Consider the following 14,660-nt stretch of genomic DNA (forward strand, 5'->3'; position numbering starts at 1 on the left):
GCCCTGTCGGTCGCCCTGGCCGCCGCCGGACACGAGGTCACAGTCGTCACCCGCCACGCCGAGGGCGCCCCCCTCGAGGAGTACGCCGACGGCGTCCGCATCGTCCGCGCCGCCGAGGACCCCGTCACGTTCCCCCTCGCCACCTCATCCCTGCTGGCCTGGACCATGGCGTTCAACCACACCCTCACCCGGGCCGCACTACGCGCCACCGAAACCGGCACCTACGACGTCATCCACGCCCACGACTGGCTCGTCGCACACACCGCGATGACACTGCGCGAACACCTGGACGTGCCACTGGTCACCACCATCCACGCCACCGAGGCAGGCCGGCACCAGGGCTGGCTGCCGGAAGAGATGAACCGCACCATCCACGGCGTCGAACACTGGCTCGCCAGCGAGTCCGGCCGCGTGATCGCCTGCTCCGGCTACATGCGCGACCAGGTGGCCCGGCTGTTCGGCGTACCGGCCGGGCGCATCGACGTGGTCGCCAACGGCGTCGACGACCGGGCCTGGCGGGCGCGGCCGCACGCCGTCGCCTCCGCCCGGGCACGCTTCGCCGCGGGCGGGCCGCTCGTCGGGTACGCCGGCCGCCTGGTCTACGAGAAGGGCGTGCAGCACCTGGTGCACGCCGTGCCGCACCTGGCGAAGCGGCACCCCGGCCTGCGGGTGGTGATCGCCGGGGACGGGCCGTACCGCGACGAGTTGGTGGACCAGGCGCGGCGGCTGCACCTCGGGGACACGATCCGGTTCGCCGGTTTCATGGACGCCACCCAGCTGCCCGCGGTGCTCGCCGCCACCGACGCCACGGTGATCCCCAGCCTCTACGAGCCGTTCGGCATGATCGCACTGGAGGCGGCGGCGGCCGGTGCGCCGCTGGCGGTGGCGCGTACCGGCGGGCTGGCCGAGATCGTCGAGCCCGGCGTCACCGGGGTGACGTTCCCGCACGGCGACCCGGACGCGCTGGCCGGCGCCGTCGACCGGCTGCTCGGCGACGAGGTCTTCGCCCGGCGGGTGGCGCGCACGGCCCGGACCATGGTCAGCCGGCGGTACACCTGGTCCGCGATCGCCGCCCGGACCGCCGGCAGCTACGCCGCCGCCCGCCGCGACCACGACGCGTTCCAGGCCCGCCGGGCCGCCGCCCTGCTGGCCGGCGACCGGTCCCCGATCCCGGTCCCGGAGGGCAACCTGCTCGCCGGCGCGGCGAGTTAGCGCTGACATGCGATAGGTACCGTCCGATCCGTTGGCTATTGTGGACCACTGACCAGCGGTGAGGAGTGCGGTGCGGGAGGTAGTGATCGCGGGGCGGTACCGCCTGCTCGAACTGGTCGGCCGCGGCGGGATGGGCCAGGTCTGGCGGGCGCGCGACGAGGAGCTGCAACGCGAGGTCGCGGTGAAGCAGGTCGTGCCGCCGAACTGGCTCGCCGAGAACGAGCAGGACGAGCTGCGCGCCCGTACGCTGCGCGAGGCACGAACCTCCGCGCGGCTCAACCACCCCAACGTGGTCCGGGTCTACGACGTGGTCCGGGTCCAGGGCGAACCCTGGCTGATCATGGAGTACGTCCCGTCCCGCTCGCTCCAGGAGATCATCGAGACCGACGGGCCGCTGCCGCCCGGCCGGGCTGCCGAGATCGGCCTGTCGGTGCTCGCCGCGCTGCGCGCCGCGCACGACGCCGGGGTGCTGCACCGGGACGTGAAGCCCGCGAACGTGCTGCTGGCCCGCGACGGACGGGTGCTGCTCACCGACTTCGGACTGGCCGTGTTCCAGGGCGGCGACGGCGCGATGACCCGGCCCGGCCTGGTCCTCGGCTCCCCCCAGTACGTGGCACCGGAGCGGGCCGCCGAGGGTGTGTCGAGCGTCGAGGCGGACATGTGGTCGCTGGGCGCCACGCTGCACGCCGCGGTGGAGGGCCGCTCGCCGTACGCCCGCAGCACCGCGATGGCCACGCTCGCCGCGCTCGCCACCCGGCCGCCCGACCCGGCCCCGCACGCCGGTCCGCTGATGCCGGTGCTGGCCGGACTGCTGCGGCGCGATCCGCGTGACCGGCTCGGGCACCGCGAGACGGCCCGCCTGCTCGGCGTCGCAGCGGTGTCGGAGGCCGACGCGGAGGCCGCCGGTTCCGCGGGGCGGGCCACCGCCGTGTCGTCCGGCCGGCCGGTCGGGGGGCGCGACGCCGACGTGCCGGCGGGTGACGAGCCGGGGTCACCGGCGGCTGCGGGCGGCGTCTACCCGGACCTGATGCCGCCGGCCGCCGCGGCCCGCGCGTGGAGCCGGGCGGCGAAGCGCAACGAGTGGGCCCCGCCCGCCGAGGGCGACCGCGCGCCACCGTCCGGGGACACGGCCGGCGCCGCCGGTCCGGTCCGTCTGCCCGGCCCAGCCGGTCCTTCCGGTACGGCCGGCCGTTCCGTACCGGCCATCCGCGCGGAGGCTGGGAGTCGATCGTCCCCGGCCGGCCGCTCGGAGGCGGTCGGGCGCGTGGACGCAGGCCGCCCCTCGTCCCCCGCGGGCCGGTCGGATGCGACCCGCCGTCCGGACGCGGCCGGCGACTCGGGTGCTGTCATCGGTGGCCCGCCACCGGGCGGCGGCCCGAAGGCAGGCGGCGGCGCGACCGCCGCCGGCGGCCCGGCCGGGATCAGTGGCTCGGGTCCGGCCGGTGGCTCGGGTACGGCCGGTGGCTCGGGTACGGCCGGTGGCTCGGGTCCGGTCAGCCTCGGTCCGACTGTCCTCACCAGCTTCGTCGACCCGGGCAGCCCGGCCGGCCCCGAGTCGGCCCCCCGCGCCGACGCCCTCAGCCCGGTGCACATCATCGGCGCCGCGCCGGTCACCAAGCCTCCCCCGGTCGCCCACAGCGGGCCGGTCGACGGCGGCGCGGTGCACCCCGCGCCGCCCCGGCCCGCCGGGGTCCCCCGTCCTGCCGATCCCCTGCTCACCTCCGGCGACGGCAACCCGCTGCAGCGCTGGGGGCTGATCCTGGGAGCCGTTCTGCTGGCCGTGGCGACGGGTGTGGGCACCGCGCTGGCGATCACCGGTGCTCGCGACGAGACGCCGCAGCCGGGCGGTTCCACCGAGGCCGTCGCCCGCCCTGGGGACCGCCCGCCCGGGCCGGGCGCGCCACCTCCGCCGTTCCCCTGCGTCCGGCCCGACGTGGCCGGCACACCGGTCCGCAAGGGGCCGCCCCCGGACGACCCGCCGGTGACCGTCCCGACCGGCTGGGTCTGGCCCGCCGACACCGGCGGCTTCCGCATCGCCCTGCCCGCCGGCTGGCTGCAACTGCGCTCCGGCGACACCACCTGCTTCCAGGACCCCGCGACGCGGCGGATCCTGGGCGTCGAGCCGTACCCGGGCGGTGATCCGGTGGGCCGGCTGAAGTCGTCCGAGCGGGACCTGACCTCGTCCGGCCGGCTGCTGGAATACCAGCAGGTCCGGCTGGAGTCCGACGGTCCGGGCGCGGTGTGGGAGTGCCGCTGGACCGCAGACCACGGGGAGCGGATGCGTGCGCTGCGCGTCCTGCCCGGTGAGCGGGCCGGCTGGACGCTCGGCTGGACCACCTCCGACGCCGACTGGCCCGCCGCCTCGAAGCAGTTCGCCGTCATCCGCGCGAGCCTCGGGCAGGTCCGGCCCACCCGTACCGCGGGCTGAACCGGGCCGTGCGGCAGCCCTTCCCCAGTGGACCGTCCGGCTGATGCCCCGCTGTCGTACGGGCTGACTACAGTGGCGTAGTTTGTGGATCAAGATCTTCGGGAAGGGCGAGCCGAGATGATGGGACCGTCCCACGCGCTCTCGGGCGCGGCGGCGTGGCTGACCGGCTCCTGGGCGATGGCCCAGTTCGCGGACTACCACCAGACACCGCTGGCCCTGGCGGTGGGCACCGCGGTCTGCGCCGGTGGGGCGCTCTTCCCCGACCTCGACCTGTCCGGGAAGGTCACCCGCAACCAGGGCGGCGCGACCGTGGCCCGCACGTTCGGTGTGGTCAGCCTGTTCGTCGCCGAGGTGATGGAGAAGATCTCGCTCGGCGTCTACTACGCCACCAAGCTCAGCAAGGATCCCCGCCGCAGCAACGGGCACCGCACGCTGACCCACACCATCCCGTTCACCGTGCTCGTCGGGTGGGGCACCACCGCGCTCTGCGCCCACTACGGCAAGTGGGCGGTGGTCGGCATCCTCTTCTTCATGATCGGCCTGGCGCTGCGCGGGCTGTTCGACAAGTGGGCCGAGCGGGCCGGCTGGGTGGTGGTCACGCTGGTGTCCGCCGCCGCGGCCTGGTTCACGTTCGCGAACCTGCCCGGCGACCGGGGCTATCCGATGATCGGGCTCGCGGTCGGCGTGGGCTGTTTCGTGCACATCCTCGGCGACATGATCACCCGGGCCGGGGTGCCGATCCTGTGGCCCATCCCGATCAGACGCCGGATGTGGACGATGGTCGGCCTGCCCAACAAGATCGCCCTGCGCACCGGCAGCAAGACCGAGACGGTGGTGCTGCGCACCGCGATGACGGTCCTGGCCGTGCTGGCCGCGGTGGGCCTGGTCGCGCCCTCGGTGCTGCAACGCTTCGACATCCAGGTGTAGGTCAGCCCGCCTCCGCGCGCACCGCACGGGTGCCGGCCACCCGGTGCCGGATCAGCCGGGCCGGCCACCCCACGCCGCGGGCGGTGGACGCGTACGCCACGGTCGGCGGGAGGACCAGCAGCGCGGCGATCCCGGCCACCAGCGGCACCCGGGTGCCCGGTACGTCAGTGGCGGCCGCCACCGTGGCGGCGTATCCGGTGGCCAGCGGGCCGCCCGGGTCGGCGCGGGTGACCAGCGCGTACGCCAGCAGGCCGAGGTAGCCGACGCCCGCCTCCGCGACGACGACGAGCCAGGCGGCAGCGGCTCCCGCGAGATGACGAGCGACAGTGGTGCCCACGTTGTCCCCTCCCCGTGTGGACGACGCCACGACCGTCCTGTCGGAACGGTAGCGCCTCGCGTCGTCGGGGCGGCGGCGGGCAGAGCCGAGACCGGGCGTCACTGTCCGTAGGGAACTAGGTGTCGGCACTGGCCGGGGCAGGCGAGCCACTACCCGCTAATGCGCATTAGCGCCGCGACTCGCCTACTGTCGCGCGCCCCTGGTCGCCTTGTCAAGATCCCGCGAGCAATGACTAGCAAGGACTGGCGCAATCGGCGGCTAATGCGCATTACTCCAGGGGGTTCATCGAACGGAAATCTTCCGTCCACCCCTTGACAGGAGGTCGGGGAAGAAGCGAGGCTCCTTGCCAACCGATCGCTAATACGCATTAGCGGCAGCGGAAGGACGGACGTGACCCCTCCCCCCAGGCGAGTCACCCAGCGTGACATCGCACGAATGGCCGGCGTCAGCCAGGCGACCGTCTCACTGGTGCTCAACAACCGCACCGACGCCGACGTCCGGATCGCGCCGGAGACACGGGACCGGGTGTTGCAGGTCATCGCCGAGACGGGATACGCCGCCGACCCGGCCGCCCGCCGCCTCGCCTCCGGGTTCAACCGGATCATCGGCGTCTTCACCTACGAGCCGGCCTTCCCCAGCGGCAGCCGGGACTTCTTCCACCCCTTCCTGCTCGGCATCGAGGAGTACGCCGAACGGGTCGGCTGCGACCTGCTGCTGTTCACCAGCGCCCCGGTGGTGGACGGCCGGCGGCGCATCTTCCACCAGGACAACCGGCTGCGCCTGGCCGACGGATGCATCCTGCTCGGCCGGGAGATCGACGGCGCGGAACTGCTCCGGCTCAACCGCGACAGATTCCCCTACGTCGCCGTCGGGCGCCGCGACGACGCCGGCGGGCCGGTGCCCTACGTCGGCGCCGACTACGCCAGCGCGGTCCACCGGCTGGCGGAACGGGCGCTGGACCTGGGGCACCGGCGCCTGACGTACGTCGGCATGGGCACCGCGGCCGAGTCCTCGCACGACCGGCGCAGCGGCTTCCACGCCGGCACGGCCGGTGCGGAGAGCGCCCGCCAGATCACCGCGACGGCCCTTACCGCCGACGCCACCGTGGACGACCTGCGGGCCGACGGCAGCACCGTCGTCTTCGTGGAGGACTTCGCCACCGCTGTCGCGTTGGAGTCGGCCGCCCGGCGCAGCGGGCTGACGGTGCCCGGGGGCCTGTCCGTCGTGACCCTCGGCGACCCGACCGTCCCGGTGCCCACCGACATCACGTTCACCGGGTTCCGCATCCCGCGCGAGGAGATGGGCCGCCAGGCCGTCGAGGTGCTCACCGGCGTCATCGACGGCAGCGCCGGCGGCCTCCAGCAACGGCTTCTGCCCTGCGAACTCGTCGAGGGCGACACCCTCGGCGTCCCTGGATCGGCGGTCGACCGGCGCTGACGCGCCCGGCCGCGCAACTGGAAGGAAGCAAGTGGTACTAATGCGTGCGGACGTCCTCGTCGTCGGGGGCGGACTGGGCGGTGTCGCCGCGGCGCTGGCCGCGGCCCGTGCCGGGCGGTCCGTCATCCTGAGCGAGGAGTTCGACTGGCTCGGCGGGCAACTCACCAGCCAGGCGGTCCCGCCGGACGAGCACTCCTGGATCGAGCAGTTCGGCGCCACCGCGAGCTACCGGGAACTGCGCGACGGCATCCGTGACTACTACCGCCGCCACTACCCGCTGACCGAGCGGTCCCGGGCGTGGACCGACCTTAACCCCGGCGCCGGCTGGGTGAGCCGGCTCTGCCACGAGCCCCGGGTCGCGGTCGCCGTCCTGGAGCAGATGCTCGCGCCGTACCGGGGGTCCGGGCGGCTGACGGTGCTCCAGCCGTACCGGCCGGTCGCGGCCGAGACCGACGGCGACCGGGTCACCGGCGTCACGCTCGCCCACCGGGACCGCGACGAGCGGATCGAGGTCGAGGCGCCGTACGTCCTGGACGCCACCGAGACCGGCGAACTGCTGCCGCTGACCGGCACCGAGTACGTGACCGGATTCGAGTCGCAGGCGCAAACCGGTGAGCCGAGCGCGCCCGCCGAGGCGCAGCCGCTGAACATGCAGGCGGTGTCCGTCTGCTTCGCGCTGGACCACGTCGACGGCGACCACACCATCGACCGGCCCGCCGGTTACGACTTCTGGCGCGACTACAAGCCGGACTTCTGGGGCGACCGGCTGCTGTCCTGGCGGTCGCCGCACCCGCGCACGCTGGAGATCGTCGAGCGCAGTTTCACGCCGAACCCGGACGACGACCCGCTGGGCGTCAACGCCGACCAGCGACTCAACCCGGGCGACGGCAACCTGTGGACGTTCCGACGCATCGCGGCGCGGCGCAACTTCACCGACGGGGCGTACGGCAGCGACATCACCCTCGTCAACTGGCCGATGATCGACTACTTCGAGGGTCCGGTCATCGACGTACCCAACGCGTCCTGGCACCTGTCCCAGGCGCGCGAGCTGTCGTACTCCGTCCTGTACTGGCTCCAGACCGAGGCGCCGCGCCCCGACGGCGGCACCGGCTTCCCCGGGCTGCGGCTGCGCGGCGACGTGACCGGCAGCACCGACGGGCTGGCGCAGGCGCCCTACATCCGGGAGTCGCGCCGCATCCGCGCCGAGTACACGGTGGTCGAGCAGGACCTCTCCCTGGCGGTACGCGGCGAGCACGGCGCGGTGAACTACCGCGACTCGATCGGCGTGGGCATGTACCGCATCGACCTGCACCCGTCGACCGGCGGCGACAACTACATCGACGTCGGCTCCTGCCCGTTCGAGATCCCGCTCGGCGCGCTCATCCCGCAGCGGATGGAGAACCTGCTGCCTGCCGGCAAGAACATCGGCACCACGCACATCACAAACGGCAGCTACCGGCTGCACCCGGTCGAGTGGAACGTCGGTGAGGTCGCCGGCCTGCTGGCCGACTTCTGCCTTGCGCGGGGCGAGTCCCCGCGCGCGGTCCGCGGCAACCCCCGCCTGCTGGCCGAATTCACGGACCGCATCTCGGCCGCCGGCGTGGAACGCCGCTGGCCGCAGATCGCGGGCTACTGAACCCCCGGTGAGGAGAAGAAAGTGAGATACGGAAGACTGTCCGGCCTGCTCGCGGCGACCATGACCGGTGTGCTCGCCCTGACCGCGTGCGGCGGTGGCGGCGATGCAGAGAACGACGGTCCGGCGAGCCTGCGGATGACCGTCTGGTCGGCCAACGAGGCGCACCTGAAGCTGTTCAACGAGATCGCCGACGAGTACCGCAAGAACAACCCGGACGTCGCGGAGATCAAGTTCGATCCGCTGCCGTTCGAGAACTACACCACGACGCTGACCACGCAGATCGCCGGCGGCAACGCGCCGGACCTCGCATGGATCTTCGAGAACTCGGCTCCGGACTTCGTCGCCTCCGGCGCGCTGAGCCCGCTCGACGACACGCTCAAGGAGACCGACGGCTACCAGTACGACGACCTCTCCCCCGCCACGCTGAAGCTCTGGCGCAACGACGGCGAGCTCTTCGCGTACCCGTTCTCGACCTCGCCGTTCGGCGTGTTCGTCAACAACGACATGCTCAAGCAGGCCGGGCAGAAGACCCCGGCCGAGCTGATCGCGGCCGGGCAGTGGAACTGGGACACCGCGCTCGCCGTGGCCGGCGCGGCAGCGGCGGAGTCGGGCAAGGCCGGGCTCGTGGTCCGCGACTTCGACTACAAGGGCTGGGACAACCTGGCCACGTTCTGGACCGGCTGGGGCGCCCAGGCGTGGAGCGAGGACGGCCGCAGCTGCGGGTTCAACAGCCCGGAGATGGTCGAGGCGATGACCACGTTGCACAAGGCGATCTTCACCGGCAAGGCGCTGCCCGGCCCGGGTACGACCGCCGACTTCTTCGCCGGTGACGCGGCCATGACCGTCACCCAGATCTCCCGTGCCTCGCTGCTGAAGGAGAACGGCTTCGACTGGGATCTGGTCCCGCTGCCGGCCGGCCCGAAGGGCCCGTACGCGGTGGTCGGCCAGGCCGGCCTCGGCGTGATGAAGAAGAGCCCGCACGCCGAGCAGGCCGCCGACTTCCTGGCCTTCTTCACCAACCCCGCCAACTCGGCGAAGCTGGCCCAGTTCTTCCCGCCGCCACGGCAGTCCCAGCTGACCGCCGAGACGCTGGCGAAGACGAACCCGAAGCTCAAGCCGGAGCAGCTGCAGAAGGTCGTCATCGACGGCATCACGAACGGCACGGTCAAGCCCAGCCACGCCGGGCAGGCCGAGCTGAGCCAGCAGGTGCGCGCCGCGCTCGACCCGCTGTGGAAGGCGGACGCGGACGTCAAGGGCGTACTCGACGGCGTCTGCTCCAAGATCCAGCCGCTGCTGGCGAAGTAGGGCCGAGGATCATGACCCAGACGGACACCAGGGTGGGCCCGGCCGCTGCCGGGCCCACCCCGGGCCGGGCCCGGCCGTTCTGGACCACCCGCCGCCGGGACCAGCTCACCGGATACCTGTTCATCACCCCGCAGTTGCTCGGCAGCGCGGTCTTCGTGATCCTGCCGCTGGTCCTCGTGGTCTGGTACAGCCTGCACGAGTGGAACGTGCTGGCCGGCAGCTTCGACTTCATCGGCGCCGACAACTACGCCGCGCTCGCCGACGACCCCAACCTGGGCCCGGTGCTGCGGTCGACGGGCCTGTTCTCGATCGGCCTGGTGGTGCTCAACCTCGGCCTGGCGTTGCTGCTGGCCGTCCTGCTCAACCAGAAGCTGCGCGGGACCATCGTCTTCCGCACCCTGTTCTTCTCCCCCGTGGTGGTCTCGCTCGTCGCGTGGACCATCGTCTGGGGCTTCCTGCTGCAGGACAACGGCGGCGTCAACGGTCTGCTCGACACGCTCGGCGTGGACGGCCCCAACTGGTTGCGCGGCGAGGGCACGGCGATGCTGTCGGTGATCGTCGTGCAGGTGTTCAAGAACGTCGGCCTGAACATGGTGCTGTTCCTGGCCGCCCTCCAGGGCGTGCCCACCGACCTGTACGAGGCCGCCGAGGTGGACGGCGCGAGCCGGATGCGCCAGTTCTGGCGCATCACCGTGCCCCTGATCAGCCCGACGATCATGCTCACGTCGATCATCACGGTGGTCGGCTCGTTGCAGGTCTTCGCGCAGATCGCGGTGCTGACCCAGGGCGGGCCCGGCACCTCGACCACGGTGCTCGTCTACTACCTCTACCAGCAGGCCTTCCAGTTCCATCACTTCGGCTACGGCGCGACGCTGTCGATCCTGCTGTTCGTCATCGTGCTCGCGCTGACCGTGCTGCAGTGGCAGATGCGCAAGAGGTGGGTCTTCCATGAGTCGTGACCTGTCCCGGCGGACCAAGCTGGTGCTCTACGGGGTGCTGATGGTCCTGGCCGTTCCGTTCGTGTTCCCCACCTGGTGGATGGTCACCTCGTCGCTGAAGCCGGTGGCGGACATCTTCTCCTTCCCGCCGCAGTTGCTGCCGACCGACCCACGGCTGGACGCGTACCAGCGGGTGTTCGAGCTGCAGCCGTTCGGGCAGCAGTACCTCAACAGCCTCTACATCGCGCTGCTGGTCACCGTCGGCACGCTGGCCGTGGCGTCGCTGGCCGGGTACGCGTTCGCTCGCATCCGGTTCCGGGGGCAGAACGTGCTGTTCCTGGTCGTCCTCGCGGGCCTGCTCATCCCGAGCGAGGTGACGATCGTGCCGCTGTTCCAGATGTTCTTCAAGCTCGACCTGATCGACACGCACTGGCCGCTGATCCTGGTGCCGATCTTCGGGGCGCCGAGCGTGCTGGCGACGTTCATCATGCGGCAGTTCTTCATCAGCCTCCCCGGTGAGCTGGAGGAGGCGGCCCGGGTGGACGGGCTGGGACGCTTCGCCACCTTCTGGAAGATCGCGCTGCCGCTGTCCCGGCCCGCGCTCGGCGCGGTGGCCATCTTCACGTTCCTGCACAGCTGGAATCTCTACCTGGAACCGATCGTGTTCCTGTCCTCGCCGGACAAGTTCACCCTGCCGCAGGCGCTCACCCAGTTCGTCGACGCGTACGGCGGTCCGATGTGGGATGTCCAGCTCGCGGCGGCGTCGATGACCGCGCTGCCGGTGCTGGCGGTGTTCGTCATCGCGCAGAAGCAGTTCGTCGAGGGTCTCGCACACACCGGCCTGAAGGGATGACCGCGCCGGTCGTCGGGATCGACATCGGCGGAACCAAGACCGCCGCCGCCCTCGTCGATCCCGGCGCGCGGGTGCTCGGCCGCCGCGAGGCGCCCACCCCCGCGCGCGCCGGGCCGGCCGCGGTACTGGACACCGCCGCCGGCCTGGCCGCCGGCCTGCTCGCCGCAGCCGGCCCCGGGCCGGTCGGGGTGGGCACCGCGGGCACCGTCGACCCGGTCACCGGCGCCATCCGGTACGCGACCGGCAGCCTGCCCGGATGGGCCGGCACCCCGGTGGCCGACGAGCTGGCCGCGCGGCTGGCCCGGCCGGTACGCGTCACGAACGACGTCGCCGCGGCGGCGCTCGGTGAGTGCTGGGCCGGCGCCGGACGGGGCCTGGGGCACGTGCTGCTCGCTGCCGTCGGCACCGGGCTGGGTGGCGCTGTCGTCCGCGACGGACGGATCGCCGGTGGCGCCCGGGGCGCGGCCGGTCAGCTCGGGCACCTGCCGGCACCGGGGGCGAACCGGCTGCGCTGCGGCTGCGGCCGGTACGGGCACCTGGAGGCGATCGCCTCCGGCACCGGCCTGGCCGCCGCGTACGCGCTCACCGGCGGAGAGCCGGTCACCGGCCGGGAGGTGGCGCGGCGCGCGGCGGCCGGTGACGCGACCGCCCGGCAGGTCGTCGAGCGGGCCGGTACTGCGCTCGGCGCGTCCCTGGCCGGGCTGGTCGCCCTGCTCGACCCCGAGGCGGTGGTGGTCGCCGGTGGCGCCGCCGGCACCCTGCTCCCCGCCGCGACGACCGCCTACCGGGCGGAACTACCAGGCGGCTGGGCGCACGTGCCACTGCTTCCGGCGGCCCTGGGCGCCGACGCGGTAGTGGTCGGCGCCGCCCGGCTCGCCACCGCACCGATCCACAACGACGGAGGAACAAGCACGTGAGTGTCCTGGACGAACTCGCAGGCGGGCTGGTCGTGTCCTGCCAGCCCCTGCCCGACGACCCGGACGACCCGATGCGCGACCCGTACGTCCAGGCCCACGTGGCGGCCGCCGTGGTGCGCGGCGGCGCGGTGGCGGTCCGGGTCAACGGCCCCGACGACGTGCGGGCGGTACGCGCCGCCGTCGGCGTGCCGGTGATCGGGCTGTACAAGCACGGCACGCAGGGCGTGTTCATCACCCCGACCGCCGGGCACGCCCTCGAAGCGGCGCGCGCCGGGTCGCACGTCGTCGCGGCGGACGCCACCGACCGTCCACGGCCCGACGGCCGGAGCTTCGCCGACACCGTCCGCGCGGTCCACGAGCAGACCGGCGCGCTGGTCCTGGCCGACGTCTCCACTGTGGCCGAGGGCGTCGCCGCCGTCGAGGCCGGCGCGGATGCGGTCGCCACCACACTGTCCGGCTACACCCCGGCCAGCCCACAGATCGACGGGCCCGACCTCGGGCTCGTGGCGCGACTCGCCGCGCTGCTACCCGTGCCGGTGATCGCCGAAGGGCGCTACCGGACCACGGAGCAGATCAGCCGGGCCTTCGAGGCGGGCGCCCACGCGGTGGTGACGGGCAACGCCGTCACCTCACCGCTGTGGATCACCCGCCGACTGGTACCGGCCACCCCTCGGGCGGCGAGCGCGCCGGAGAAGAAGGAGCATCGATGAGGAGAGGACGCAAGACGTTCACCGCGACGCTGGACCGGGTCACCGCGGTACGGGTCGAGGTTTCGTGGGACCGGCTGTTCGAGGTCACGCTGGAGCCGAGCCTGCGGCTGCGTTGACCGGTGCGGGTGCGGTCCCGGGGGCCGCACCCGCCTCAGCGGGGCGTCAGCAGGCAGAACCCGGTGCCGTCCGGGTCGGCGAGCACCACGTCGTCGGCGGTGTGCCGGCCCGCACCGGCCCAGGTCGCGCCGAGCGCGAGCAGCCGGTCGATCTCCGCGTCCCGGTCACCGGCCGCGACCAGGTCCAGGTGCAGGCGGTCCCGGCCTCCGTCGGGCATCAGCGGCGGGCCGCTCCAGGTGACCTTCGCGCCTCCGCGCGGCGACTGGATCGCGGTCTCCTCGCCCTGGTCCCAGACCAGCGGCCAGCCCAGCGCCTCGCTCCAGAAGCAGCCGGCCGCCCGCGTACCGTCGCAGTTGACAGCGCCGACCGGGCCGCAGCCGGCGAGGAATTGTTGCCCGCCCCGATGACGCAGAACTCGTTGCCCTCCGGGTCGGCGAGCACCACCTGGTCGTCGTCCGGGCCCTGACCGATGTCGATGTGCCGTCCGCCCAGCGCCAGCGCCCGGGAGACGGTGTCCCGCTGGGCCTGCGGCGACGCGCTGGTCAGGTCGAAGTGGATCCGGTTCTGCACCGTCTTCGGCGCGTCGCTGGGCAGGAACCGGATACGGAAGTCGCTGTGGACGTCGCCGCCCAGCGCCACGCCCTCGTGCGGGTCGTCGATGACCTCCCGGCTCAGCACGCCGGACCAGAACCGCGCGAGCCGGCGTGGGTCGCCCGCGTCGAGGCTGACCGCGTAGACGTGAACCGCCATCCGCCCGTCTCCGATCCCCGCCGCCGACCGTCGGCAGGTCCGGAGCGTAGGCCGGGCGGGTCCGGCCGCGCAGCCGGATTTCCTCGCTGTCGCGTTACCTCGCCGGTAGGGTGCGCGCGAAGCGGACGCCCCGGTCGACCCAGCGGGCCAGGTCCGGGTCGCGCTCGCAGGCATCGGGCGACACGGTGACCCAGCCCCGCATCTCCCGGCCCCACATGACCGTCGCCTCGACGCCGGGCTCGGCCAGCACGCGGCCGGCCTCGGCCGGGTCGACCCGGACCATCAGGCCGCCCGCGCCGCGCACGACCACCGCCATGTTGCCGCGCAGCATCATCGCCAGACCATCGACCATGCGTCGTTCGGTGGTGCCGGGCTCGCGCCCGAGGCGTTCCCGGGCCCGGTTCGCCAGGTCCTCGTCGTAGGCCATGACGGAATCGTGGCATCCGGGTCCGACAGCGGGCGCGCGTCAGGCGCCGACGCGCTGTTCGGGGATGGACAGGCCGTAGAGCGCCATCAGCTCCGGGCTGTCGATCCGGCTGCCGTCGGCCACCGAGTCGCAGGCGATGTCGACGATCTGGTCCTTGTGCGCCAGCAGGTACGGCCGCGCCCCCACGTCCGCGCTGGCCAGGGTGGCGATGCCGGACCAGTGGCGGCGGCCGAACAGCATCGGGTAGCCGCGCAGCCCGTCGTAGGTGGCGCAGACCAGCACGTCCGGGTACGGCAGTGCGGTCACCCGGCGGACCGCTGTCGCGGTGAGCCCGGGCATGTCCACCGGCACCACGACGACCGCCTCGATGTCGTCGTCGGTCAGCGCGGCGAGCCCGGCCCGGATAGAGGAGCCGACGCCGGTGCCCCAGGCACGGTTGACCACGACTGTGGCGCCGCTCAGGTCGGTACTCCGTCGCACCTGCTCGGCCGCCGCGCCCAGGACGACCACGACCTGTGCGCAGCCCGCCTCGGCCATCGTGTCGATCATCTGGCTGACCAGCGGCTTCTCCCCCTGGTGCAGCAGCGCTTCGGGTCCGCCGATGCGGCGGCCGCCACCGGCGGCGATGATCATTGCAGCGATCCGGTTCAGCGGTGCCCCCTCGAT

General features: G+C 73.1%; 15 protein-coding genes. 10 read left to right on the forward strand and 5 right to left on the reverse strand.

The features are described from left to right. The 3 genes from C569_RS30970 to C569_RS0124215 form a co-directional block, all read left to right on the forward strand. Positions 1–1,212: glycosyltransferase family 4 protein (locus tag C569_RS30970; RefSeq protein ID WP_018788325.1), on the forward strand; the 1,212-nt coding region annotated here is incomplete at its 5' end. 70 nt (positions 1,213–1,282) lie between these two features. Further along, on the forward strand, positions 1,283–3,640 hold the full coding sequence (locus C569_RS0124210) for a serine/threonine-protein kinase (RefSeq protein WP_026268586.1): 2,358 nt from the start codon (positions 1,283–1,285) through the stop codon (positions 3,638–3,640). A gap of 117 nt (positions 3,641–3,757) precedes the next feature. Then, positions 3,758–4,567, forward strand: a complete 810-nt coding sequence (locus C569_RS0124215; RefSeq protein ID WP_018788327.1) for a metal-dependent hydrolase — start codon at positions 3,758–3,760, stop codon at positions 4,565–4,567. A gap of 1 nt (position 4,568) precedes the next feature. Here C569_RS0124215 and C569_RS0124220 read toward each other — a convergent pair whose 3' ends face one another. Further along, positions 4,569–4,904, reverse strand: coding sequence for a hypothetical protein (locus tag C569_RS0124220; RefSeq protein WP_018788328.1), 336 nt, complete (start codon positions 4,902–4,904; stop codon positions 4,569–4,571). Between the two features lie 390 nt (positions 4,905–5,294). Here C569_RS0124220 and C569_RS0124225 point away from each other — a divergent pair, with 390 nt between their 5' ends. Genes C569_RS0124225 through C569_RS0124255 form a run of 7 tightly spaced genes read left to right on the forward strand, consistent with a single transcriptional unit; the run spans position 5,295 to position 12,700 of the window. Continuing rightward, a complete protein-coding gene (locus C569_RS0124225; RefSeq protein WP_026268587.1) occupies positions 5,295–6,341 on the forward strand; it encodes a LacI family DNA-binding transcriptional regulator in 1,047 nt (348 codons plus the stop codon). Between the two features lie 40 nt (positions 6,342–6,381). Continuing rightward, on the forward strand, positions 6,382–7,977 hold the full coding sequence (locus C569_RS0124230) for an FAD-dependent oxidoreductase (protein WP_018788330.1): 1,596 nt from the start codon (positions 6,382–6,384) through the stop codon (positions 7,975–7,977). 21 nt (positions 7,978–7,998) lie between these two features. Next, positions 7,999–9,282, forward strand: coding sequence for an ABC transporter substrate-binding protein (locus tag C569_RS0124235; RefSeq protein ID WP_026268588.1), 1,284 nt, complete (start codon positions 7,999–8,001; stop codon positions 9,280–9,282). Between the two features lie 11 nt (positions 9,283–9,293). Beyond that, the gene (locus C569_RS0124240; RefSeq protein ID WP_018788332.1) at positions 9,294–10,241 is read left to right on the forward strand and encodes a carbohydrate ABC transporter permease; all 948 of its coding nucleotides are present in this window, start codon (positions 9,294–9,296) and stop codon (positions 10,239–10,241) included. Next, positions 10,231–11,073 carry a carbohydrate ABC transporter permease gene (locus C569_RS0124245; protein ID WP_018788333.1) on the forward strand — a complete coding sequence of 281 codons (843 nt, stop codon included), beginning with the start codon at positions 10,231–10,233 and terminating at the stop codon, positions 11,071–11,073. Before C569_RS0124240 ends, C569_RS0124245 begins: the two co-directional genes overlap by 11 nt. Then, positions 11,070–11,990, forward strand: a complete 921-nt coding sequence (locus C569_RS0124250; protein ID WP_018788334.1) for an ROK family protein — start codon at positions 11,070–11,072, stop codon at positions 11,988–11,990. The genes C569_RS0124245 and C569_RS0124250 overlap by 4 nt, the downstream gene beginning before the upstream one ends. Beyond that, positions 11,987–12,700, forward strand: coding sequence for an N-acetylmannosamine-6-phosphate 2-epimerase (locus C569_RS0124255; RefSeq protein WP_018788335.1), 714 nt, complete (start codon positions 11,987–11,989; stop codon positions 12,698–12,700). Before C569_RS0124250 ends, C569_RS0124255 begins: the two co-directional genes overlap by 4 nt. Positions 12,701–12,851: 151 nt before the next feature. On the opposite strand, the gene C569_RS35120 is transcribed toward C569_RS0124255, so the two are convergent. The 4 genes from C569_RS35120 to C569_RS0124275 all read right to left on the reverse strand — a co-directional run bounded on the left by C569_RS35120 (position 12,852) and on the right by C569_RS0124275 (position 14,627). Next, the gene (locus C569_RS35120; RefSeq protein WP_369754035.1) at positions 12,852–13,127 is read right to left on the reverse strand and encodes a VOC family protein; all 276 of its coding nucleotides are present in this window, start codon (positions 13,125–13,127) and stop codon (positions 12,852–12,854) included. Next, positions 13,034–13,567 carry a VOC family protein gene (locus tag C569_RS30975; RefSeq protein WP_369754021.1) on the reverse strand — a complete coding sequence of 178 codons (534 nt, stop codon included), beginning with the start codon at positions 13,565–13,567 and terminating at the stop codon, positions 13,034–13,036. Before C569_RS30975 ends, C569_RS35120 begins: the two co-directional genes overlap by 94 nt. Before the next feature lie 94 nt (positions 13,568–13,661). Next, positions 13,662–13,994 carry a TfoX/Sxy family protein gene (locus C569_RS0124270; RefSeq protein WP_018788337.1) on the reverse strand — a complete coding sequence of 111 codons (333 nt, stop codon included), beginning with the start codon at positions 13,992–13,994 and terminating at the stop codon, positions 13,662–13,664. 39 nt (positions 13,995–14,033) lie between these two features. Next, positions 14,034–14,627, reverse strand: a complete 594-nt coding sequence (locus tag C569_RS0124275) for an NTP transferase domain-containing protein (RefSeq protein ID WP_018788338.1) — start codon at positions 14,625–14,627, stop codon at positions 14,034–14,036. Positions 14,628–14,660 lie beyond the last annotated feature (33 nt).

Source organism: Micromonospora sp. CNB394 (genome assembly GCF_000374985.1).
Lineage (GTDB): Bacteria > Actinomycetota > Actinomycetes > Mycobacteriales > Micromonosporaceae > Micromonospora > Micromonospora marina.